This window comes from Pseudomonas fluorescens, from assembly GCF_002837185.1.
In the GTDB taxonomy this organism is placed as follows: domain Bacteria; phylum Pseudomonadota; class Gammaproteobacteria; order Pseudomonadales; family Pseudomonadaceae; genus Aquipseudomonas; species Aquipseudomonas fluorescens_AM.
In genome coordinates, this window is sequence record NZ_KZ478029.1 from 1 (window position 1) to 17,098 (window position 17,098).

14 protein-coding genes and 1 pseudogene are annotated in these 17,098 nt (G+C 64.2%); 8 read left to right on the forward strand and 7 right to left on the reverse strand.

Features of this window, described 5'->3' with window-relative positions; translation table 11 throughout:
• Nucleotides 1-318: 318 nt before the first annotated feature.
• Nucleotides 319-1,224 (reverse strand): LysR family transcriptional regulator, encoded by a 906-nt coding sequence (locus tag CIB54_RS25300; RefSeq protein ID WP_065952804.1) that lies wholly within the window; start codon nucleotides 1,222-1,224, stop codon nucleotides 319-321.
• Nucleotides 1,225-1,436: 212 nt separating this feature from the next.
• Between CIB54_RS25300 and CIB54_RS25305 the strand changes: the two genes are divergently transcribed.
• The 6 genes and pseudogenes from CIB54_RS25305 (at nucleotide 1,437) to CIB54_RS25330 (ending at nucleotide 7,165) form a co-directional block, all read left to right on the forward strand.
• The gene (locus CIB54_RS25305; protein WP_101221299.1) at nucleotides 1,437-2,048 is read left to right on the forward strand and encodes a cysteine dioxygenase family protein; all 612 of its coding nucleotides are present in this window, start codon (nucleotides 1,437-1,439) and stop codon (nucleotides 2,046-2,048) included.
• Complete coding sequence (locus CIB54_RS25310) at nucleotides 2,045-3,628, forward strand: rhodanese homology domain-containing protein (protein WP_101221300.1); 1,584 nt, start codon at nucleotides 2,045-2,047, stop codon at nucleotides 3,626-3,628. Before CIB54_RS25305 ends, CIB54_RS25310 begins: the two co-directional genes overlap by 4 nt.
• Before the next feature lie 84 nt (nucleotides 3,629-3,712).
• Entirely contained in the window at nucleotides 3,713-4,687 is a 975-nt protein-coding gene (locus CIB54_RS25315; RefSeq protein WP_101221301.1) for an ABC transporter substrate-binding protein, read from the forward strand.
• A 10-nt stretch (nucleotides 4,688-4,697) separates the two neighbouring features.
• Nucleotides 4,698-4,937 (forward strand): annotated as a pseudogene (locus tag CIB54_RS25320) (LLM class flavin-dependent oxidoreductase); the annotation flags it as partial.
• A 114-nt stretch (nucleotides 4,938-5,051) separates the two neighbouring features.
• Complete coding sequence (locus CIB54_RS25325; RefSeq protein ID WP_065952809.1) at nucleotides 5,052-6,221, forward strand: acyl-CoA dehydrogenase family protein; 1,170 nt, start codon at nucleotides 5,052-5,054, stop codon at nucleotides 6,219-6,221.
• Nucleotides 6,218-7,165 carry a D-isomer specific 2-hydroxyacid dehydrogenase family protein gene (locus CIB54_RS25330; protein WP_101221302.1) on the forward strand — a complete coding sequence of 316 codons (948 nt, stop codon included), beginning with the start codon at nucleotides 6,218-6,220 and terminating at the stop codon, nucleotides 7,163-7,165. The genes CIB54_RS25325 and CIB54_RS25330 overlap by 4 nt, the downstream gene beginning before the upstream one ends.
• 126 nt (nucleotides 7,166-7,291) lie before the next feature.
• Here the strand turns inward: CIB54_RS25330 and CIB54_RS25335 are convergent, their stop codons facing one another.
• The 5 genes from CIB54_RS25335 to CIB54_RS25355 form a co-directional block, all read right to left on the reverse strand.
• On the reverse strand, nucleotides 7,292-8,044 hold the full coding sequence (locus CIB54_RS25335; protein ID WP_065952811.1) for an energy transducer TonB: 753 nt from the start codon (nucleotides 8,042-8,044) through the stop codon (nucleotides 7,292-7,294).
• Complete coding sequence (tolR, locus tag CIB54_RS25340; RefSeq protein WP_065952812.1) at nucleotides 8,041-8,487, reverse strand: protein TolR; 447 nt, start codon at nucleotides 8,485-8,487, stop codon at nucleotides 8,041-8,043. Before tolR ends, CIB54_RS25335 begins: the two co-directional genes overlap by 4 nt.
• Before the next feature lie 14 nt (nucleotides 8,488-8,501).
• On the reverse strand, nucleotides 8,502-9,194 hold the full coding sequence (gene tolQ, locus CIB54_RS25345) for a protein TolQ (protein ID WP_101221303.1): 693 nt from the start codon (nucleotides 9,192-9,194) through the stop codon (nucleotides 8,502-8,504).
• 47 nt (nucleotides 9,195-9,241) lie between these two features.
• Nucleotides 9,242-11,107 carry a phytase gene (locus CIB54_RS25350; protein WP_101221304.1) on the reverse strand — a complete coding sequence of 622 codons (1,866 nt, stop codon included), beginning with the start codon at nucleotides 11,105-11,107 and terminating at the stop codon, nucleotides 9,242-9,244.
• A gap of 142 nt (nucleotides 11,108-11,249) precedes the next feature.
• A complete protein-coding gene (locus CIB54_RS25355) occupies nucleotides 11,250-13,763 on the reverse strand; it encodes a TonB-dependent receptor (RefSeq protein ID WP_101221305.1) in 2,514 nt (837 codons plus the stop codon).
• Between the two features lie 381 nt (nucleotides 13,764-14,144).
• On the opposite strand from CIB54_RS25355, the gene CIB54_RS25360 reads away from it, so the two are divergent.
• Nucleotides 14,145-15,059 (forward strand): GGDEF domain-containing protein, encoded by a 915-nt coding sequence (locus tag CIB54_RS25360; RefSeq protein ID WP_101221306.1) that lies wholly within the window; start codon nucleotides 14,145-14,147, stop codon nucleotides 15,057-15,059.
• Between the two features lies 1 nt (nucleotide 15,060).
• A complete protein-coding gene (locus tag CIB54_RS25365) occupies nucleotides 15,061-16,098 on the forward strand; it encodes an AraC family transcriptional regulator (RefSeq protein WP_065952817.1) in 1,038 nt (345 codons plus the stop codon).
• Here the strand turns inward: CIB54_RS25365 and CIB54_RS25370 are convergent.
• Nucleotides 16,085-16,966 (reverse strand): LysR family transcriptional regulator, encoded by an 882-nt coding sequence (locus CIB54_RS25370; protein WP_065952818.1) that lies wholly within the window; start codon nucleotides 16,964-16,966, stop codon nucleotides 16,085-16,087. The genes CIB54_RS25365 and CIB54_RS25370 overlap by 14 nt on opposite strands.
• Nucleotides 16,967-17,098: the final 132 nt, after the last annotated feature.

Genomic DNA, 17,098 nt, shown 5'->3' on the forward strand with positions numbered 1-17,098 from the left:
GGATGGCCCATTGCGGCGGCCCACGGATTCAAGCCTGCGTTCGGGCACACCGAGCCTAGGCGAGGTGCCGAGTGGTGGGGCAAGAGCCTTTTTGGTTACTTTTGGGGCTCTTTTCCAAAAGTGACCCGCTGTAAAAGCGGAACCGCCAGCCGCCGTTACCGCAGAAACGGATATGTACTCGGGTCCAATCCAACATCTTGGTCGATCCTGAGACCGCCATCGGGGGCAAGCCCCCTCCCACATTGGATCGAGGCGTGTCAGGTGGGTAGCTGTCGGCTGGGAGGCCGCCATCGGGGGCAAGCCCCCTCCTACAGGGATTCAGGCCGCATTGCGGATCTTGTGCAGCGAATCGGCCACCCATTTGCCAAACGCATCCACCGGCCCCTGCAGGTTGCCAAGGAAGTGCGGATAGACCAGCCATAAATCCATCACCGGCTTGAAATCCTTCAGCGGCATCACTGCCAGTTGCTCTCGATGGGCACTGCGCTCGAGCAGCGGACGTGGTACCAGGCCCAGGCCCAGCCCATCCGCCACCAGCCCCAGTTGCAACTCGGTGCCAAAGGTTTCCAGGTTGACCCGCAAGGCCAGCCCCTGATCCGCCAGGGTGCGCTGCAAGCCGGCACGGAAGCCACACCCGTCCGGGTTGAGGATCCAGCCGTTCTGGTACACGTCGGCCAGCTTGCACGGCTTTTTCGGCAGTTGCGCCTTGGCGCACACCACCACCAGTTCCATCTTGCCGATGGACTCACCGACGATAGTGTCCGCAAAGATCTTGCCCGCCGGGAACAACGCCACCGCCGCATCCAGCTCGCCGCGTTCGATCTTGCCCACCAACTGGCTGCCCCAGCCCGTGGCCACCTGGGCGCGCAGGTCGACGTACTCGGTGCGCAAGTGCTTGAGCGCATCGAGCAGCACCACGTCGCCGATGGTCTGCGGCACGCCCAGGCGCAACACGCCGCTAGGCGGTGCATCGGTGGCGACCAACTCGCGCAGCGCGTCCATCTCACGCAGGATCAGCCGGCACTGCTCATACACCCGGGTACCGATCAGCGTGGGCTTGAGGGGTTTGGTGTTGCGGTCGAACAGCTCCACCCCCAGTGCCTGCTCGAAGTTCTGCACGCGGCGGGTGATGGCCGGCTGGGTCAATTGCAACGACTCGGCGGCGTGGCTGATGGACTGGCAACGAATCACTTCGACAAAGGCATCGATATCGTCAATTTTCATTTGGGCCGCACATAGAGAACAGTCATTAAGATGTGTCGCAAGCATAGTGGGCACAACCCGGTCTGGATAGCCCGCGCAGTGATCGATAACGTCTAATGCTATGCAGCGCGGTTCTAAATTACTTGCAGCTATAAGCTAATCATTAAAAAATAGCATATTAACCATCAACATTATGCTTAGATGAACCTATCAAAACCGCCTATGGAATGTTCATGAGCCAGGCCCGACACCCCGAGAGACTGCGCGCCTTTATTGGCGCCTTGGCTGAGCTGATCGACGGCAACCCGCGCGAAGGCGACCTGCTGCACCGTGGCGGCAAGCTGCTGGCGCAACTGGTCAGCCACGACGACTGGCTGCCCGAGGAGTTCGCCCAACCCGACCCCGAGCGCTACCAGCAATTTCTGCTGCACGCCGATTCGCGCCAGCGCTTCAGCATCGTCAGTTTTGTCTGGGGGCCGGGGCAGCGCACGCCGATTCACGATCATCGGGTGTGGGGGCTGATCGGCATGTTGCGCGGTGCGGAGTTTTCCCAGGGGTTTGCCCGGACGGCCGATGGCGCGCTGGTTGCCGAGGGCACGCCGGTGCATCTGCGGCCTGGCCAGGTCGAAGCGGTGTCGCCCAGGATCGGTGATATCCATCAGGTGAGTAATGCTTACGATGACCAGGTGTCCGTCAGCATTCATGTGTACGGCGCCAACATCGGCGCGGTGCGCCGTGCGGTGTATCAAGTCGACGGCAGCGAAAAACTGTTCATCTCCGGCTATTCCAACGCCTACCTCCCGAATATCTGGGACTTGTCCAAAGAAAAGAGCCCTGCCCTATGAGCACCGTATCGACCCGCAGCTTTGCCCAGATTCGCCAGGCCCTGTTGGACCGCGAGGAAGTCGCCCTGGTAGACGTGCGCGAGGAAGCGCCGTTTGCCCAAGGCCATCCGCTGTTTGCCGCGAATATCTCACTGTCCAAGCTGGAACTGGAGGTGTATTCGCGCATTCCACGCCGCGATACCCAGGTCACGCTGTACGACAACGGTGAAGGGTTGGCCGAACGCGCCACCGAACGCCTGGTTGCCCTGGGCTACACGCGGGTCAGCCTGCTTGAAGGCGGCCTTGAGGGTTGGCGCCAGGCCGGCGGCGAGCTGTTTATCGACGTCAATGTGCCGAGCAAAGCCTTTGGCGAATTGGTGGAAAACCAGCGCCACACGCCGTCCCTGGCGGCCGAAGAGGTCCAGGCGCTGCTCGACAACGAGGCCGATGTGGTGGTGCTCGACGCCCGGCGTTTCGATGAATACCAGACCATGAGCATCCCCACCGGCATCAGCGTGCCGGGTGCCGAGCTGGTGCTGCGCGCCCGTGAACTGGCCCCGGACCCGGCCACGCGCATTATCGTCAACTGCGCCGGGCGTACCCGCAGCATCATCGGCACCCAGTCGCTGATCAATGCCGGCGTGGCCAACCCGGTGTCGGCGCTGCGCAACGGCACCATCGGCTGGACCCTGGCCGGCCAGACACTCGCCCATGGCCAGGCGCGCCGCTTTGCCCCGACCGCTGAGGAACATCGGCGCAGCGCCGCCCAGCAGGCGCGCGGCGTGGCCGACAAGGCTCGCGTCGGCCGTGCAACCCTGGATGACCTGCAACGCTGGCAGCAGGATGGGGCACGCACCACTTACCTGTTCGACGTGCGCACCCCGGAAGAATTCGAAGCCGGCCACCTGCCCGGCGCCCGCTCCACACCGGGCGGGCAACTGGTGCAGGAAACCGATCACGTCGCCAGCGTGCGTGGCGCGCGCCTGGTATTGGTGGACGATGACGGCGTGCGCGCGAACATGTCGGCGTCCTGGCTCGCGCAATTGGGTTGGGAAGTCTTTGTGCTGGACGAGCTGCAAGACGCGCACTTCAGCGCACAGGGCGCCTGGATCGCCCCGGTGCCCGCGCCGCCCCAGGCCGAACTGATCAGCCCGCCGACACTGGCCGACTGGCTCGATCATGGCGACACCGTGGTGCTGGATTTCACCGCCAGCGCCAATTACGTGAAACGCCATATCCCCGGCGCCTGGTGGGTGCTGCGCGCGCAATTGCCCGAGGCCCTGGCCAAGGTGCCCACCGCGCAGCGCTACGTATTGACCTGCGGCAGCAGCCAGTTGGCGCGCCTGGCGGTGGCTGAAGTTCAAGCGTTGACCGGCAGGCAGGTGTACCTGTTGCACGACGGCACCGCCGCCTGGGTCGCTGCGCAACTGCCGCTGGAAGCAGGTGAAAGCCATCTTGCCTCACCGCGCATCGACCGCTACCGCCGCCCCTATGAAGGCACCGATAACCCACGCGAAGCCATGCAGGCCTACCTGGACTGGGAATTCGGCCTGGTCGAGCAATTGGCGCGCGACGCCACCCACGGCTTCTACGTGATCTGATCCACCGCTGCACCGTTCCCCGGAAATCCGACCCCTTCTCCAGGCGGAGGCATCTTCCCTTACCCAACGCCTGGAGTCTGTCCCATGCTGTCTACTACCCCTTTCAAGCGCCTGTTGCTGGGCGGCGCCCTGGCGCTCGGCCTGCTCGGCAACGTCCATGCCGCCGACCTGCAACCCCTGCGCGTGGCCAACCAGAAGTCGACGATCAAAGCGCTGCTGGAAGCCTCAGGCGAGACCCGAAACGTACCGTACGAAATCAAGTGGTCGGAATTTCCCTCGGCCTCGCCCCTGGGCGAAGCGCTGAATGCCGGTGCGGTGGATGTCGGCGCCCTGGGCGATGCGCCCTATGTGTTCGCCCTCGGCGCCGGTGCATCGCTCAAAGTGATCAGCATCATCCACGCCGAAGGGCGTAACACCACCGCCCTGCTGGTGCCGCAGGATTCGCCGATCAAGACCGCCGCCGACCTCAAGGGCAAGAAAATCGTCACCGGACGCGGCTCCATCGGGCACTACCTGGCGATCAAAGCCCTGGCCGGCGCAGGCCTGACCTCACAGGATGTGCAGTTCATCTTCCTGCTGCCCGCCGAATCGCGGCTGGTGCTGGACAACGGCACCGCCGATGCCTGGGCCACCTGGGACCCGTACACCACCGTGGTTACCTCGCAAAGCAACGCCCGTGTGCTGGTCAGCGGCAAAAACCTGTTGAGCAACCACCTGTACTTCGCCGCCACCGACAGCGCCATTGCCGACAAACGCGTGCAACTGGACGACTTTGTCGCCCGCGTTGACCGCGCCTATGCCTGGGCCAACCGCCACCCCGACGAATACGCCGCCGCCCAGGCCAGAATCACCGGCCTGCCGCTGGCCGTGCACATCGAAGTGGCCAAGGACACCCGCCTGGCCCCGGTGCTGATCGACGACGCCGTGATCAGCGGCCTGCAAGCCACCGCCGACACCTACCAGAAAGAAGGCCTGCTGAGCCGGCATATCGACGTGTCGCAAGGCTTCGACAAAGGCTTCAACGCCCTGCGCGCCCCCAATTCCCAAGCCTCACGCTAAGGAGCAGCCCATGAGCAAGCCACGTCAATTGAAACTCGGTGCCATGGTGCACGGTGTCGGCCACGGGTGGGGCGAATGGCGTCACCCGCAGGCGCAGCCCGACGCCAGTACGAATTTCGGCTTTTACAAGCAGCAGACCGAATTGGCCGAAGCCGCCCGGTTCGACTTCGTGTTCATCGCCGACAGCCTGCATATCCACGCCAAATCCAGCCCGCACTACCTCAACCGTTTCGAACCGTTGACCACTATCCCCTGTGGGAGGGGGCTTGCCCCCGATGGCGGTGTGTCAGGCGGTACATACCTTGGCTGAACCACCGCTATCGGGGGCAAGCTCCCGCCCACATTTTTAATCGGGTACATGCTTATGACTCAATCGCCTCTACGCGCCGTGGAAGCCGTCGATTTCGACGCCACCCTCGAACGCCTCAGCGCCGAGCTGGCCAGCACCGCACATCTTTACGATGAAAGCGGCGCCTTCCCCCACGCCAACTTCGCGTTGCTGCACGCCCACGGCCTGACCGCGCTCACGGTGCCCAAAACCCTCGGCGGCGGCGGCGCCAACCTGCCCCTGGCGCGCAAAGCCATCAGCGCGATTGCCAGGGGCGAGCCCTCCACCGCGCTGATCCTGGTGATGCAATATCTGCAACACACCCGCCTGCAAGACAGCCAGACCTGGCCCCGGCACTTGCGGGTGCGCGTCGCCGAGGACGCGGTGAAAAAGGGCGCGCTGATCAATGCCCTGCGCGTCGAGCCGGACCTGGGCACACCGGCCCGCGGCGGCCTGCCGGCGACCATCGCCGTGCGCAGCGCCGAAGGCTGGCGCATCAGCGGGCGCAAGATCTACTCCACCGGCAGCCATGGCCTGAGCTGGTTCAGCGTCTGGGCGCGCAGTGACGATGCCGACCCGCTGGTGGGCGCCTGGCTGGTGCCCAAGGACAGCCCCGGCGTGAGCATCATCGACACCTGGGATCACCTGGGCATGCGCGCCACCTGCAGCCATGAAGTGGTGCTCGACAATGTGCGGGTGCCGCTGGACCACGCGGTCAGCGTCAGCCCCTGGAGTGCGCCGCAGCCGGAGCTCGATGGCGAGGGATTCCTGTGGATGTCGGTGCTGCTGTCATCGGTGTACGACGCTGTGGCCCAGGCTGCGCGGGACTGGCTGGTGCACTGGCTGGAAGAACGCCAGCCGTCGAATCTCGGTGCAGCGCTGTCGACCTTGCCGCGTTTCCAGGAAACCGTCGGCCATATCGACACCTTGTTGTTTGCCAACCGCAGCCTGCTCGACGCCGCCGCCCACGGCCGTACCCCGGTCGCCAACGCGGCGCAATTGAAGTACCTGGTGACCGGTAACGCCATTCGTGCGGTCGAGTTGGCCATCGAGGCCTCGGGCAACCCCGGCCTGTCACGGCACAGCCCACTGCAACGGCATTATCGCGACGTGCTGTGCAGTCGCGTGCATACCCCACAGAACGACGCCGTGCTGCAAGGCGTCGGCAAAGCGGTGTTCGCCCAACGTCAGAAGGATCGCACATGAGTCAGGTGATTATTGCCAGCCAGTTGGACGAAGACTACAACGACGTGATCCGCGCGCGGCTCGCCACGCTGCATCCCCAGGCCCAGGTGATCGGGGTGCCCGTCGGCGTGCCCAGCGACCTGCCGCCCCAGGCGAATATCCTGCTGCTGCGCCCCATCAACGTGCGCGGTTACACCGCACCCGATACGCCGCCACCGGGCTGGCCCTACGGCGCGCAATGGGTGCATCTGGTGTCATCGGGCATCGACTTCTACCCGCAATGGCTGTTCAACGGCCCGCCGGTGACCACGTCACGGGGCAGCGCCGCCGACAACCTGGCCGAGTTCGCCCTGGCCGCAATCTTTGCCGCGTCCAAGCATCTGCCGGCTATCTGGGTGCAGGATTCGCAGTGGCAGTTCACCGCGTTGCGCCCGCTCAAGGGCACGACCCTGGGCATTCTCGGGTTTGGTGCGATTGGCCAGCGCCTGGCGCAAAAGGCCCTGGCCCTGGGCATCAAGGTCGTAGCGCTGCGCCAAAGCGCGACGCCATTTGGCGTCGACGGTGTGGAGCCGGCCAAGGATATCCACGACCTGTTCGCCCGTGCCGATCATCTGGTGGTGGCGGCACCGCTGACCGATGCGACGCGGCGGATCATCAATCGCGACGTACTGGGCAGCGCCAGGCCGGGGCTGCACCTGATCAATATCGCGCGGGGTGGGTTGCTGGACCAGGAGGCGCTGCTGGAGGCGCTGGATAGCGGCCGGATCGGGCTGGCGTCACTCGACGTGACCGAGCCTGAGCCGTTGCCGGATGGGCATCCGTTGTACACGCATCCGAGGGTGCGGTTGTCGCCGCACACCTCGGCGATCTCCACCCATAGCAAGGATGAGATTGCCGATACGTTCCTGGCGAATCTGCAGCGGTATTTAACGGGCCTTGAATTAGCCAACGTCGCCAACGCCTGAGGCGATCCAAAATGTGGGAGGGGGCTTGCCCCCGATAGCGGTGCATCAGTCAAATGATGCATTGGCTGACACTCAGCAATCGGGGGCAAGCCCCCTCCCACAGTTTTATCGGGGTACTGGTGGGTCTCATTTTATGCGGTAGTGAAAGGTGTTGCGCACCGCCGGTACGGCGACGGGCTTGCCGTCGACGATCCTCGGCTGATAGCGAAAGGTATTCGCCGCCGCCAGTGAGGGTCGGATAAACAATGGGTGACAGCCGTCCAGTACCTTGGGGTTTTCCACCCGGCCCTGGGGATTGACGGTGTATTCCACCGAACAGTCGCCTTCAATATTTTTGTCCAGTGCACGCTCCGGGTAGTCCGGGACGGCCTTGCTCAAGGGCTGGTACTGGCGGCTATCGAACGCCGGAGCAGCGGTGGGCGCGGGCACGGCGGCGCGGGCTTTTTCAGCAGCCACACGCTCCTGGTTCAGACGTTGCTGCTCCAGCTCCCGATTGCGTTGCTCGGCGGCCAGGCGCTGCTGTTCGATTTTCTGCGCTTCGACCCGTTTGCGCGCCAGGGCGGCTTTCTCAAGTTTTTGCGCCTGAATCTGCGGGTCAACCGTTGGTTTGGCCGGTACAGGGACAACAACAGGCTCAGGCGCTACGGGAGTAAGCGGGGCTACCGGCTCAGGCGCTGGCGCCGGCATCATCACCAACTGCGTGTGCATCACCCTCGGCGCGTCTGCCTGCGGTTTTTCCGGCGACCAGCCCAGCATCAGCGCCGCCGCTACCGCCACATGCAGCGCCACGGCCAGGCCTGCCGCCAGGCTGTTGCGCCACAGCCCGTCGCTGTCCGGCATCTGCGCCCGCGTCGCACCGTGCATGATCATCGCGGTCATTGGGGGGCCTCGGTCACCAGCCCCAGGTGGGTGACACCGCCCTTTTGCAACACCGCCATGGCGGCCACCACGCGACCGTACCCGGCGTTGTCGTCAGCGCGGATATACACCTGGGTGTCGCTGCGCGCCGCCACCACCTGCATGACCTTGGCGCCCATGTCTTCCAGGCTCACGGCGCTGTCGGTCTGGTGCCGTGTGTCGAGTTCGCCGCCCAGGTTCCAGTAGTAACCGCCGTCCGCCTTCACCGACAGCGTGAGGATTTGCTGGCGGGTGTCGGTGGCCAGCGCCTCGGCGGCGACCTTGGGCAATTCGATCTTCACGCCCTGGGTCAGCATGGGCGCGGTGACCATGAAGATCACCAGCAGCACCAGCATCACATCGATATAGGGCACCACGTTCATCTCGGCCTTGGGCCCGTGTTTGCGTTGCGGCCTGGTCAACATCGGTTCGCTCCTGTTCAGGCGGCCACGGCCAGGTTGATTGAGGTACCGCGCAGGGCGCGATGCAGGCGCACTTGCAGTTCGTTGCCGAAGGCGTAGTAGCGGGTGAGCAGGGTCTGGCTGCGCGCGGCAAAACGGTTATAGGCGATCACGGCCGGAATCGCCGCAAACAGGCCAATGGCCGTGGCGATCAAGGCTTCGGCAATCCCCGGCGCCACCGTGGACAAGGTGGCCTGTTGTACCTGGGACAAGCCCAGGAACGAATTCATGATGCCCCACACGGTGCCGAACAACCCGATATAGGGGCTGACCGAACCCACCGTCGCAAGAAACTGCAGGCCCTTTTCCAGCTCCAGCTCCTGCTCGGTGATTGCCACCTGCAGCGCACGTTCCACGCCTTCGAGCACCGCAGGGTCATGGGTGTGCAGGTGCTGGTATTCCTGCATACCGGCGATAAAGATCGGCGCAACACCGTCCTTGCCTGCCTGCACGGCGTCGCGGTACAGCGGCTGTAAGTCCGATGCGACGCGAAAGCGCGCCACGAAATCATTCAATTGCCGCTCCAGGCGCCGCAGCACACTGCCGCGCCGAATGATCAGGTACCAACTGAGCAGGGACGCCAGCAGCAAAGTGATCATCACCGTCTTGACCAACAGGCTGGCATCGCTGATCAAGCTCCAGATCGTCATATGTTCCATCGTCGCGTGCATGGTGAAACTCCTATTCGATTAAAAACGGATGACTGCGTGATGACAGCTCAAGGCAGTTTCAGCGCGCGGGTCACCTCGGCCCAGGGCACGAACTTGAAGTTCTGGGCTTGCTCGGGCATGCGCTTGCGCCCGTCCTGCACCACCAGCATGCCCTGGCTCCACGGTCCGCCCAAGTTGATGGCGGTGGCTTCCAGGCCGTCGGTTTCGGAGGCCCCGTCGATGCCGGCGGCGGCGTTCAAGCCGACGCGAAAGGCACCGTGCACGGCGAACGGCGGTTCGGCATCCAGCACCAGGTAGCTGTCATTGCCCTGGCTCGAGATCACCAGGTAATCCCGTGCGACGCTCTGGTACAGCGCCAGGCCTTCGACATCCGCGTGCAGTTGCGCGCCGACCTTGATCACGCTGGTCAGCGTGGCCGGTTGGTCGGCGCGGGCATCCAGCGCCCACACGCCGACGTCCTCCTCCCCCAGGAACAAGCGCTGGCGTTGGTCATCGGCCACACAACCTTCCGGCTGGCTGTCGACCTTGAACTGTCGCACCAGCTCGCCCTGCACACGCCCGGTCGGGGCACTCATGCGGTATTGCAGGAAGGTGCCGTCCTTGCCGTTGGCTATCGCATACAGCTCGCCGCCGGCGGGCTGGAACAGGCAGATGCCGTAGATCTCTTTGAGCGGCGTCGGCACTTCGCCGGCTTCCTGCAGCTCGCCGCTCTGGCGGTCGATGCTGAACAGGCTCAGGCTGTTGCGATCGCGATTGCTGGCGACGGCGAGGTCGACGGTCTGCGTGCCCAGCTTGAAGTTGGGGCGTACGTCGACATTGTTCAGGCGCCCGACCGCCAGTTCCTGCAGCAGCTTGCCGTTGAGGTCATAGGCGAGCAGGCCGTGCTTCTTGTTGGTGCCCAATACGCGGCTGTGCGTGGGTGTGTGCGGGTGAATCCAGATGGCCGGATCATCCGCCGCATCGCCCTGGCGACTCACCGGCTCGGTCTGGCGCAGAGCCGTGACCTGCGCCAGCCCCGGGGCGGCCGGTACCGGCGTGGCCTGCCAGTCGAGTTTGCCCTGGTAGAGCTGGCCGCTGTCATCATCGCGTACCAACAGATGCCGGCCGTTGATCGCCAGTTGCTCCGGCTCCTTGAGGCCCGGCAAGGTCAGGCTCGATTGCTCGGCCCAGCGTTCGCCGGTCTGCTGGAACAGATGCAAGCGAGCGGTTTTCGGGTCCAGCGCCACCACCCCACCCGGCATCAGCGCCATGGCGCCAGCTTCGCGCCCGAGATTGTCGAACAGCGCCACGGGCGTGCGTTTCACCTCGGCTTCCGGGTGCGCCGGGTAGGCCCACCAGCCGACGTTTGCTTCGTTCACCAGCAGGCGCTCGGCCCCATCGTCCACCTGACAGAACTGCGCCGACGGCGGCAGCGGCAGGCCGCGCACGCGCTGCGCCTGGGCCAGCAGCGTCGCGCCACTGCCCACCAGCCATTGCTCGCCCTTGCCCTCCTCACCCACCAGGAACACGAACAGATTGCCCGCAGCATCGCGGTACAGGCACAGGCCGTTCACCGGGAAGTCGCGGGTGGGCAGATACAGCGGCTTGCCCCAGGCCTTGCCAGCGACATCAAGGCTGATCAACACGGCCTGCTGGCGGTCGTTGTCGAGGCTGGCGACCAGCGATCGGTTGCCGGCGGTGCGGCTGTCGAGGCTGCTGAAATTGCCGTTGAATCGGGCCAGTTCGGCGCCTTTTTCGTCAAGCAGCAACAGGCCATCGCGGGTACTGGCGACCACAGGGTCGGTGCGGTTGGGCAGGAATGCGACAGCCTCGGCATTCAGGCCCGGCGCCCAGGGGGTCAGGGCCAGGTCAGTGGCGAATGCATTAGCGCTGATGACCAGCGCGATCAGCAGGTACAGCCTGGAAGTTCTCATGAACAGGCAAATCCTTCGAATACGGTGAAGATCCACTGTGGGAGGGGGCTTGCCCCCGATGGCGATGTGTCAGTTGATGCAGCTTTGACTGACCCACTGCTATCGGGGGCAAGCCCCCTCCCACATTGGGAATGGGTTGAATTCAAAAATGGGTGAAGGTCAGGCCCAGCTTGTAAGTGGGCCCGTACTCTTCGTACTGGCCGTTGTAGCTGCGGTGGCCGGTGTAGACGAAGTACGACTCATCCGTCAGGTTCTGTGCCTCGAAGCTCACTTGCAGGTTTTTGCTCAGCGAATAACGCGCGCTGAAATCGACGAAGGTCTGCGCATCCACATGCAGGTCATGGGCTTTGTCGTTGATCGACGCCAGCTCGTACAGGTAGGCCGACTTGTAGTTGGCGGAGAGGCGCAGGCTGAGTTTCTCGTCTTCCCAGCCCAGCACCAGGTTGCCGACGCTGTCCGACTGGTTGGGCAGGCTGATGTTGCGCTTGCGGTTGCGCCCGCCGGCACTGTCGAAGCCCTCGATGTCCGCGCTGGAGCGGCTGAAGGTGCTGTTGGCGCCGATCAGCAGGCCGTTCCACGGCGCGGGCAGCCAGTCGAATTTTTGTGAGTAGGCCAGTTCCAGGCCATACAGCTTGGCGCTGTCACCGTTGGCAAAGGTGTGGGCCTCGGCGAAGTTGGTCCAGGCGCCCGTGCCGGCGACGTCGGTGTTGTAGACGAAATTCTGGATGTCCTTGTAGAACACGAACGCCGACACGCTACCGGCGCGGCCCATGAAGTGTTCGATGCCCAGGTCCAGGTTGCTCGACTCCAGGGGCTTGAGGTCCGGGTTGCCGAAGGTGGCTTCGTCCTCGTCGATCACGAAGCCTGGGGCCAGTTGACCAAAGGTCGGGCGTACCACGGACTTGGTCCAGGCGGCACGCAGCTGGGTGTTCTTGTCGATCTGGTAGCGCGCGTGCAGGCCCGGCAACCAGTGGTGATAACGGCGTTTGGTGTCGGTGGTGCTGAACTGACCGTCCGTGGCGCCGGTGCCCTTGGCGTCGAATTCGGTGCCCTCGTAGCGCATCCCGGCAATGAACCGCCAGTCGTCGATGTCGACGGTGTTCATCAGGTAGCCGGCGTTGATGTCCTCGCGGATTGTGAAGTCGTTGACCCGCGATTCGGTCGGGTCGTAGAAGTCATCACGGTTGAGGCCACCGATCAACTGGCGGATATTGCCCGCGCTGATGCCTGGGCCAAAGCGGCCGAGACGGTAGTCGACGTTGCCCTTCTGGAACTGCGTGAGGTTGAGCTGCTCGTCAGTGAAGCCCTGTTCATCCAGGTCCTTGTAGGCCCAGGCTTGCAGGTCGTTGTCTTTATGGCGGCGGCTGACCTTGCCGCCGAACTTGAACTGTGAGGCGTAGCCACTCAGGTCATAGTCACGGGCCAGGTCCAGGCGCAGGTTTTTCTCGGTGTCCTGGGTGTGCTGTTTCTCCCAGTCGACTTTATCGAGGCTGAAATTGCCGGCGTCGTAGAAGCCGCTGCCGATGATCGGGCGTGGCTTGGCCTTGTCGTAGAAACCGCTGCCTGCAAAGTCACCGCCGTCAAAGGTGGCCCCGGCGATATGCACCGGGCTGTCCTCACTGGAGCGGCTGTAACCGGCCTGGCCACTCAAGGTCCACAGGCCGAGCATCCGCTCGCCGCCGAACACGTAGGACTGGATCTGCTGGGTTTCTTCGCGGTTCTTGAGCTTGCGCTTGCCGTCGGCCTCGCCCAGTTCGCCCGGCGCTTGTGGTTCCGCGAATTCGAGGCTGGCGGCGTTGCGCGTTTCGGTGTCCTTGTAGCGGCTGTAGAGGGTGCGCAGGTAGTAGCTGCTCAGGTCATCGGGCTTGTAGTCGAAGTTCAGGCCACCACCGGCGCGTTCGCGGCTGATGTCGTAGTCGCGCTGCTCGAACTCGTTGAGCCTGGCGCCGTTGCGAAAATCCCAGGCGCCGCCGGTTTCGACGTTGTCCGAGCCGAAATCGCGCTTCTGCCAACTGAGGGCCGCAGCCACGCCGAAATTGTCGACACCCTCGCCAAGGCTGAAGCGGTTGCTGGCGGCGCCGGAGAATTTCGGGCTGGTCTGGCGGGTGTTCTTGTCGTAGCTGGCCTCGGTGCTGCCGGTGTAGAACAGGCCCTTGTGGTCGAACGCCGACAGGCTTTTTACGTCGACGGTGCCGCCGAGGGAGTTGGCGTCCATGTCCGGCGTCAGCGTCTTGATCACCGACAGCGACTGCACCAGTTCCGAGGGCAGTACGTCGAGAGCCACGGCGCGGCGCTCGCTTTCGGGCGAGGGCACCAGAGTGCCGTTGATGGTCACGCTGTTGAGGTCCGGCCCCAGGCCGCGCACGCTGACAAACCGGCCTTCGCCCTGGTCACGTTCGACGCTGATCCCCGGCAGGCGCTGCACCGCTTCGGCGACGTTTTCATCCGGCAACTGGGCCACACCGTCGGCATGCACCACGCTCTTGATGCTGTCGGAGACGCGTTGCTCCCTGAGGGCGCTGCCAATGGCGGCGGCCTGCCCGACCACATCGACATGCTCGGTGGTGGCCGCTTCGGCGGCGTTGAGCCGCTCGCAGGCGATTGCCAGGGCCAAGGCGGTAAGCGTGAAGCTGACGAGCCCGGTGCGCTTGTACATGAAACCCTCCCCAAGAATCCGTTGGCGCCAGGCAAGGGACCCGGCAACTGGGAGGGCAAGCTAGGGGTGGGGGATGACGGTTCTGTGACAGCGCTGGGTAGCGAGGCCCGTAAACCGGGGCTTTGAACGAACTCTTGGCTCACAATGAGCTGATATGACCGGTGAAAATCCCCTGTGGGAGGGGGCTTGCCCCCGATAGCGGTCTATCAGCCAGCTTATTTGTCGCTGGCACACCGCTATCGGGGGCAAGCCCCCTCCCACATTGTTTGACTTTCATTGCCGGTCAGATGAGCTGATTCGACCCTCCCCCACCGTCATCCAACCGTCACATGCATCTGCTGTGCTGGCGTCCATCGCTTACCTGTCCAAGGACCCGCAGCCATGTTTCGCGTGCTCAAACCCCACCGCTGGAAACTTGCCCTGCTGCTGATCGCGGCCAACCTCGGGCTGATCCTGCACCTGGCCTGCGGCGAGCTCAAAAGCATCAGTGAATGGGTGTGGCTGGATATCGTCGGCGAAGGCGGTTCGGCGCTGCTCGCGCTGATCTGGCTGGGCCTGGTGCTCAAAAGCCGGCCCGCCGGACGGGTCACAAACTACCTGGCACTGGGTTTGTCGTGCATCTTCTTTTCCTGGTGGATCGACAGCCTCGACGAGTTCATCCGCCTGCCCGACAGCATCACCTGGGATCACTGGCTAGAATCGGGGCCGATGCCGGTGGGCATGATTCTGCTGACCATCGGCATCTACCACTGGCACCGCGAACAACTGGCGATCAGCGCGCAGATGGAAAAGCGCGAGCGGCTGTTTCGCGAGCATCGGCTGTTCGACAAACTCACGCCCCTGGCCGGTGCCGACTACCTCAAGCGCCAACTCCAGGAGAGCCTGCACGACAGCCGCGACCAGCAGCAACCGCTGTCGCTGCTGGCCCTGGACCTGGACCGCTTCGCCGCCGTCAACCAGGCCTACGGGCATGCCGAAGGCGATGCGGTGTTGCAGGCGGTCAGCCATGTGCTGCTGCTCAACCTGCGCCGTCAGGATTTGTTATGCCGCCTGGCCGGCGACCGTTTTGTGGTGCTGCTGCCCAACACCGGCGAGCGCCAGGCCCAGGGGCTGGCGCTGGAGTTGCAGCAGGCGGTGCAGAGCCTGGCGCACAAAACCCGGCTACAGGGCGAGCGCCTGCAGCTGGCGGCGACCACGGCGGTGGTGATGGCCCTGGACGAGCCGCCCCACGACCTGCTCAAGCGTCTGAACCTGGCGCTGGCGCGGGCCAAGCAACCCCTGGCGAAAAGCGCCTGAGATGGCGGTGAAAGCCAACTGGTATGAAAGCGACAGCCGCTTCATTCCCGGCCACCACCAACCCGCTACGTTGATCGACCTGGCCTTGTCCCGGGACATCGACAGCCATCGCCTGCTGCGCGGCACCGGGCTGTTCCATGAGGACATCCTGGCCGGCGACGCCCACTTGAGCCCGCAGCAGTTGCTCGGTCTGATCGGCAACAGCCGCAAGCTGCTGGACGCCGATGACAGCAGTTTCCTGTTTGGCCAACGTCTGCTGCCCGGCCACTACGGCGCCGCCAGCCATGCACTGGGACATGCGCAGAACCTGCACCAGGCGCTGGAGATCCTGATCCAGCAGCACGTACTGCTCAGCCCGCTGGTCACGCCGCACCTGGAGCTGGATGAGCACCACGCCTACCTGTACTGGCTGGACAGTTGCGGCGCCGGCGAGCAGTGGCGCTTTTTGCTCGAAGCGAGCATGACCGCGCTGGTTGCCATGAGCCAATGGCTCGGCGGCGAGCGCCTGCCGTGGGTGTGCAGCTTCAGCCATGCCGAGCCGCGGTACGTAGAGCAATACTGGGTGCACCTGGGCGAACAGACGCGCTTCGAACGCCCGCTGGACATGATGTGTCTGCCGCGCGAGTACCTCACCCGCGCCTGGCCCGGCGCCTCGGCCACGGCCGGCCAGGTGGCGCGCCAGCACGCCCGCGGACAGATCGAACAGTTGGGTTTTGCCGCCAGCTTTCTCGACGGCCTTAACGACTACCTGCGCGAGCACGTGCGCCAGCCGCCCAGCCTGGAACAGGCCGCACAGGCCTTCGCCATGAGCCCGGCCACCCTCAAGCGCAAGCTGCACAAGCACGACACCGGCTATCAGCAACAGGTGGACCGGGTGCGCAAGCACATGGCGTTGCACCTGTATCAGGTCAAGGGACTGAGTAACGACGAGGTGGCCGCCTACCTGAACTTCAACGATGCGGCGAACTTTCGGCGCGCGTTCAAGCGTTGGACCGGCAGTACGCCCAACCTGATCCGGCAGTTGTTCAGCAGCCGCTAGCCAAACGCTCGCGCAGGAATTCGACCAACGCCTGCACCGGCCGCGAACTCTGTCGGTGCTGGGGGTACACCGCCGACAACGTCAGGGCTTCGGGGGCGAAGTCGTCCAGTACGCTGACCAGGCGACCATCCTTCAACGCATCGCCGACGATAAAGGTCGGCAGGTAGGTCACGCCCAGGCCGGCAATCGCGGTGTCGCGCAGCAAATCGCCGTTATTGACGCGCATGCGCCCGCTCACATTCAGCGCCTGCAGCTTGCCCTTGAAACGCCATTGCACCTGGCGACCGTGCCCGTAGGGCAGGCAATCGTGATCGGCGAGGTCATCGGGTTTGTGCGGCGTGCCGCGCAGGGCCAGGTAATCGGGGCTGGCGCAGTAGACGCGCGGGATGCTGGCAATACGTCGGGCGATCAAGGTGGAATCTTCCAGGGTGCCGATGCGCAGCACCAGATCGTAGCCTTCGCCGATCAGGTCCACCGGGCGGTCGCTGAGGTCGACTTCCACCGCGACGTCCGGATAGCGCTGCAGGAACAGCGGCAGCAGGCAACCCAAATGCGCCATGGCAAACGACAGCGGCGCGCTGAGGCGGATGGTGCCGCGCGGTTCGCTGTTCTGGCCGGCAATACCCTGCTCCACTTGCTCGACATCACTGAGCAGGCGCAAGGCCGATTCGTAGTAACTCTGGCCCAGCGGCGTGACATCCAGGCGGCGCGTGGAGCGGTTGAGCAGGCGCACGCCCAGGCGGTCTTCCAGCTGGATCAGGCGGCGGCTGACGAACTGCTTGGACAGGCCCAGTTGCTCGGCAGCGGCGGTGAAACTGCCGGACTCCATGACCTGGCAGAACAGGCGCATGTCTTCGAAGGGGTTCATTGTCGCTTCTCGGTGGACGATGGGCTGTTTTATAACCGGTCAGTGGTCACACCACAAACCAAAAGTGTGAGCACAGTCAAATGTGGGAGGGGGCTTGCCCCCGATGGCGGTGGTTCAGACACAGCAACTGTG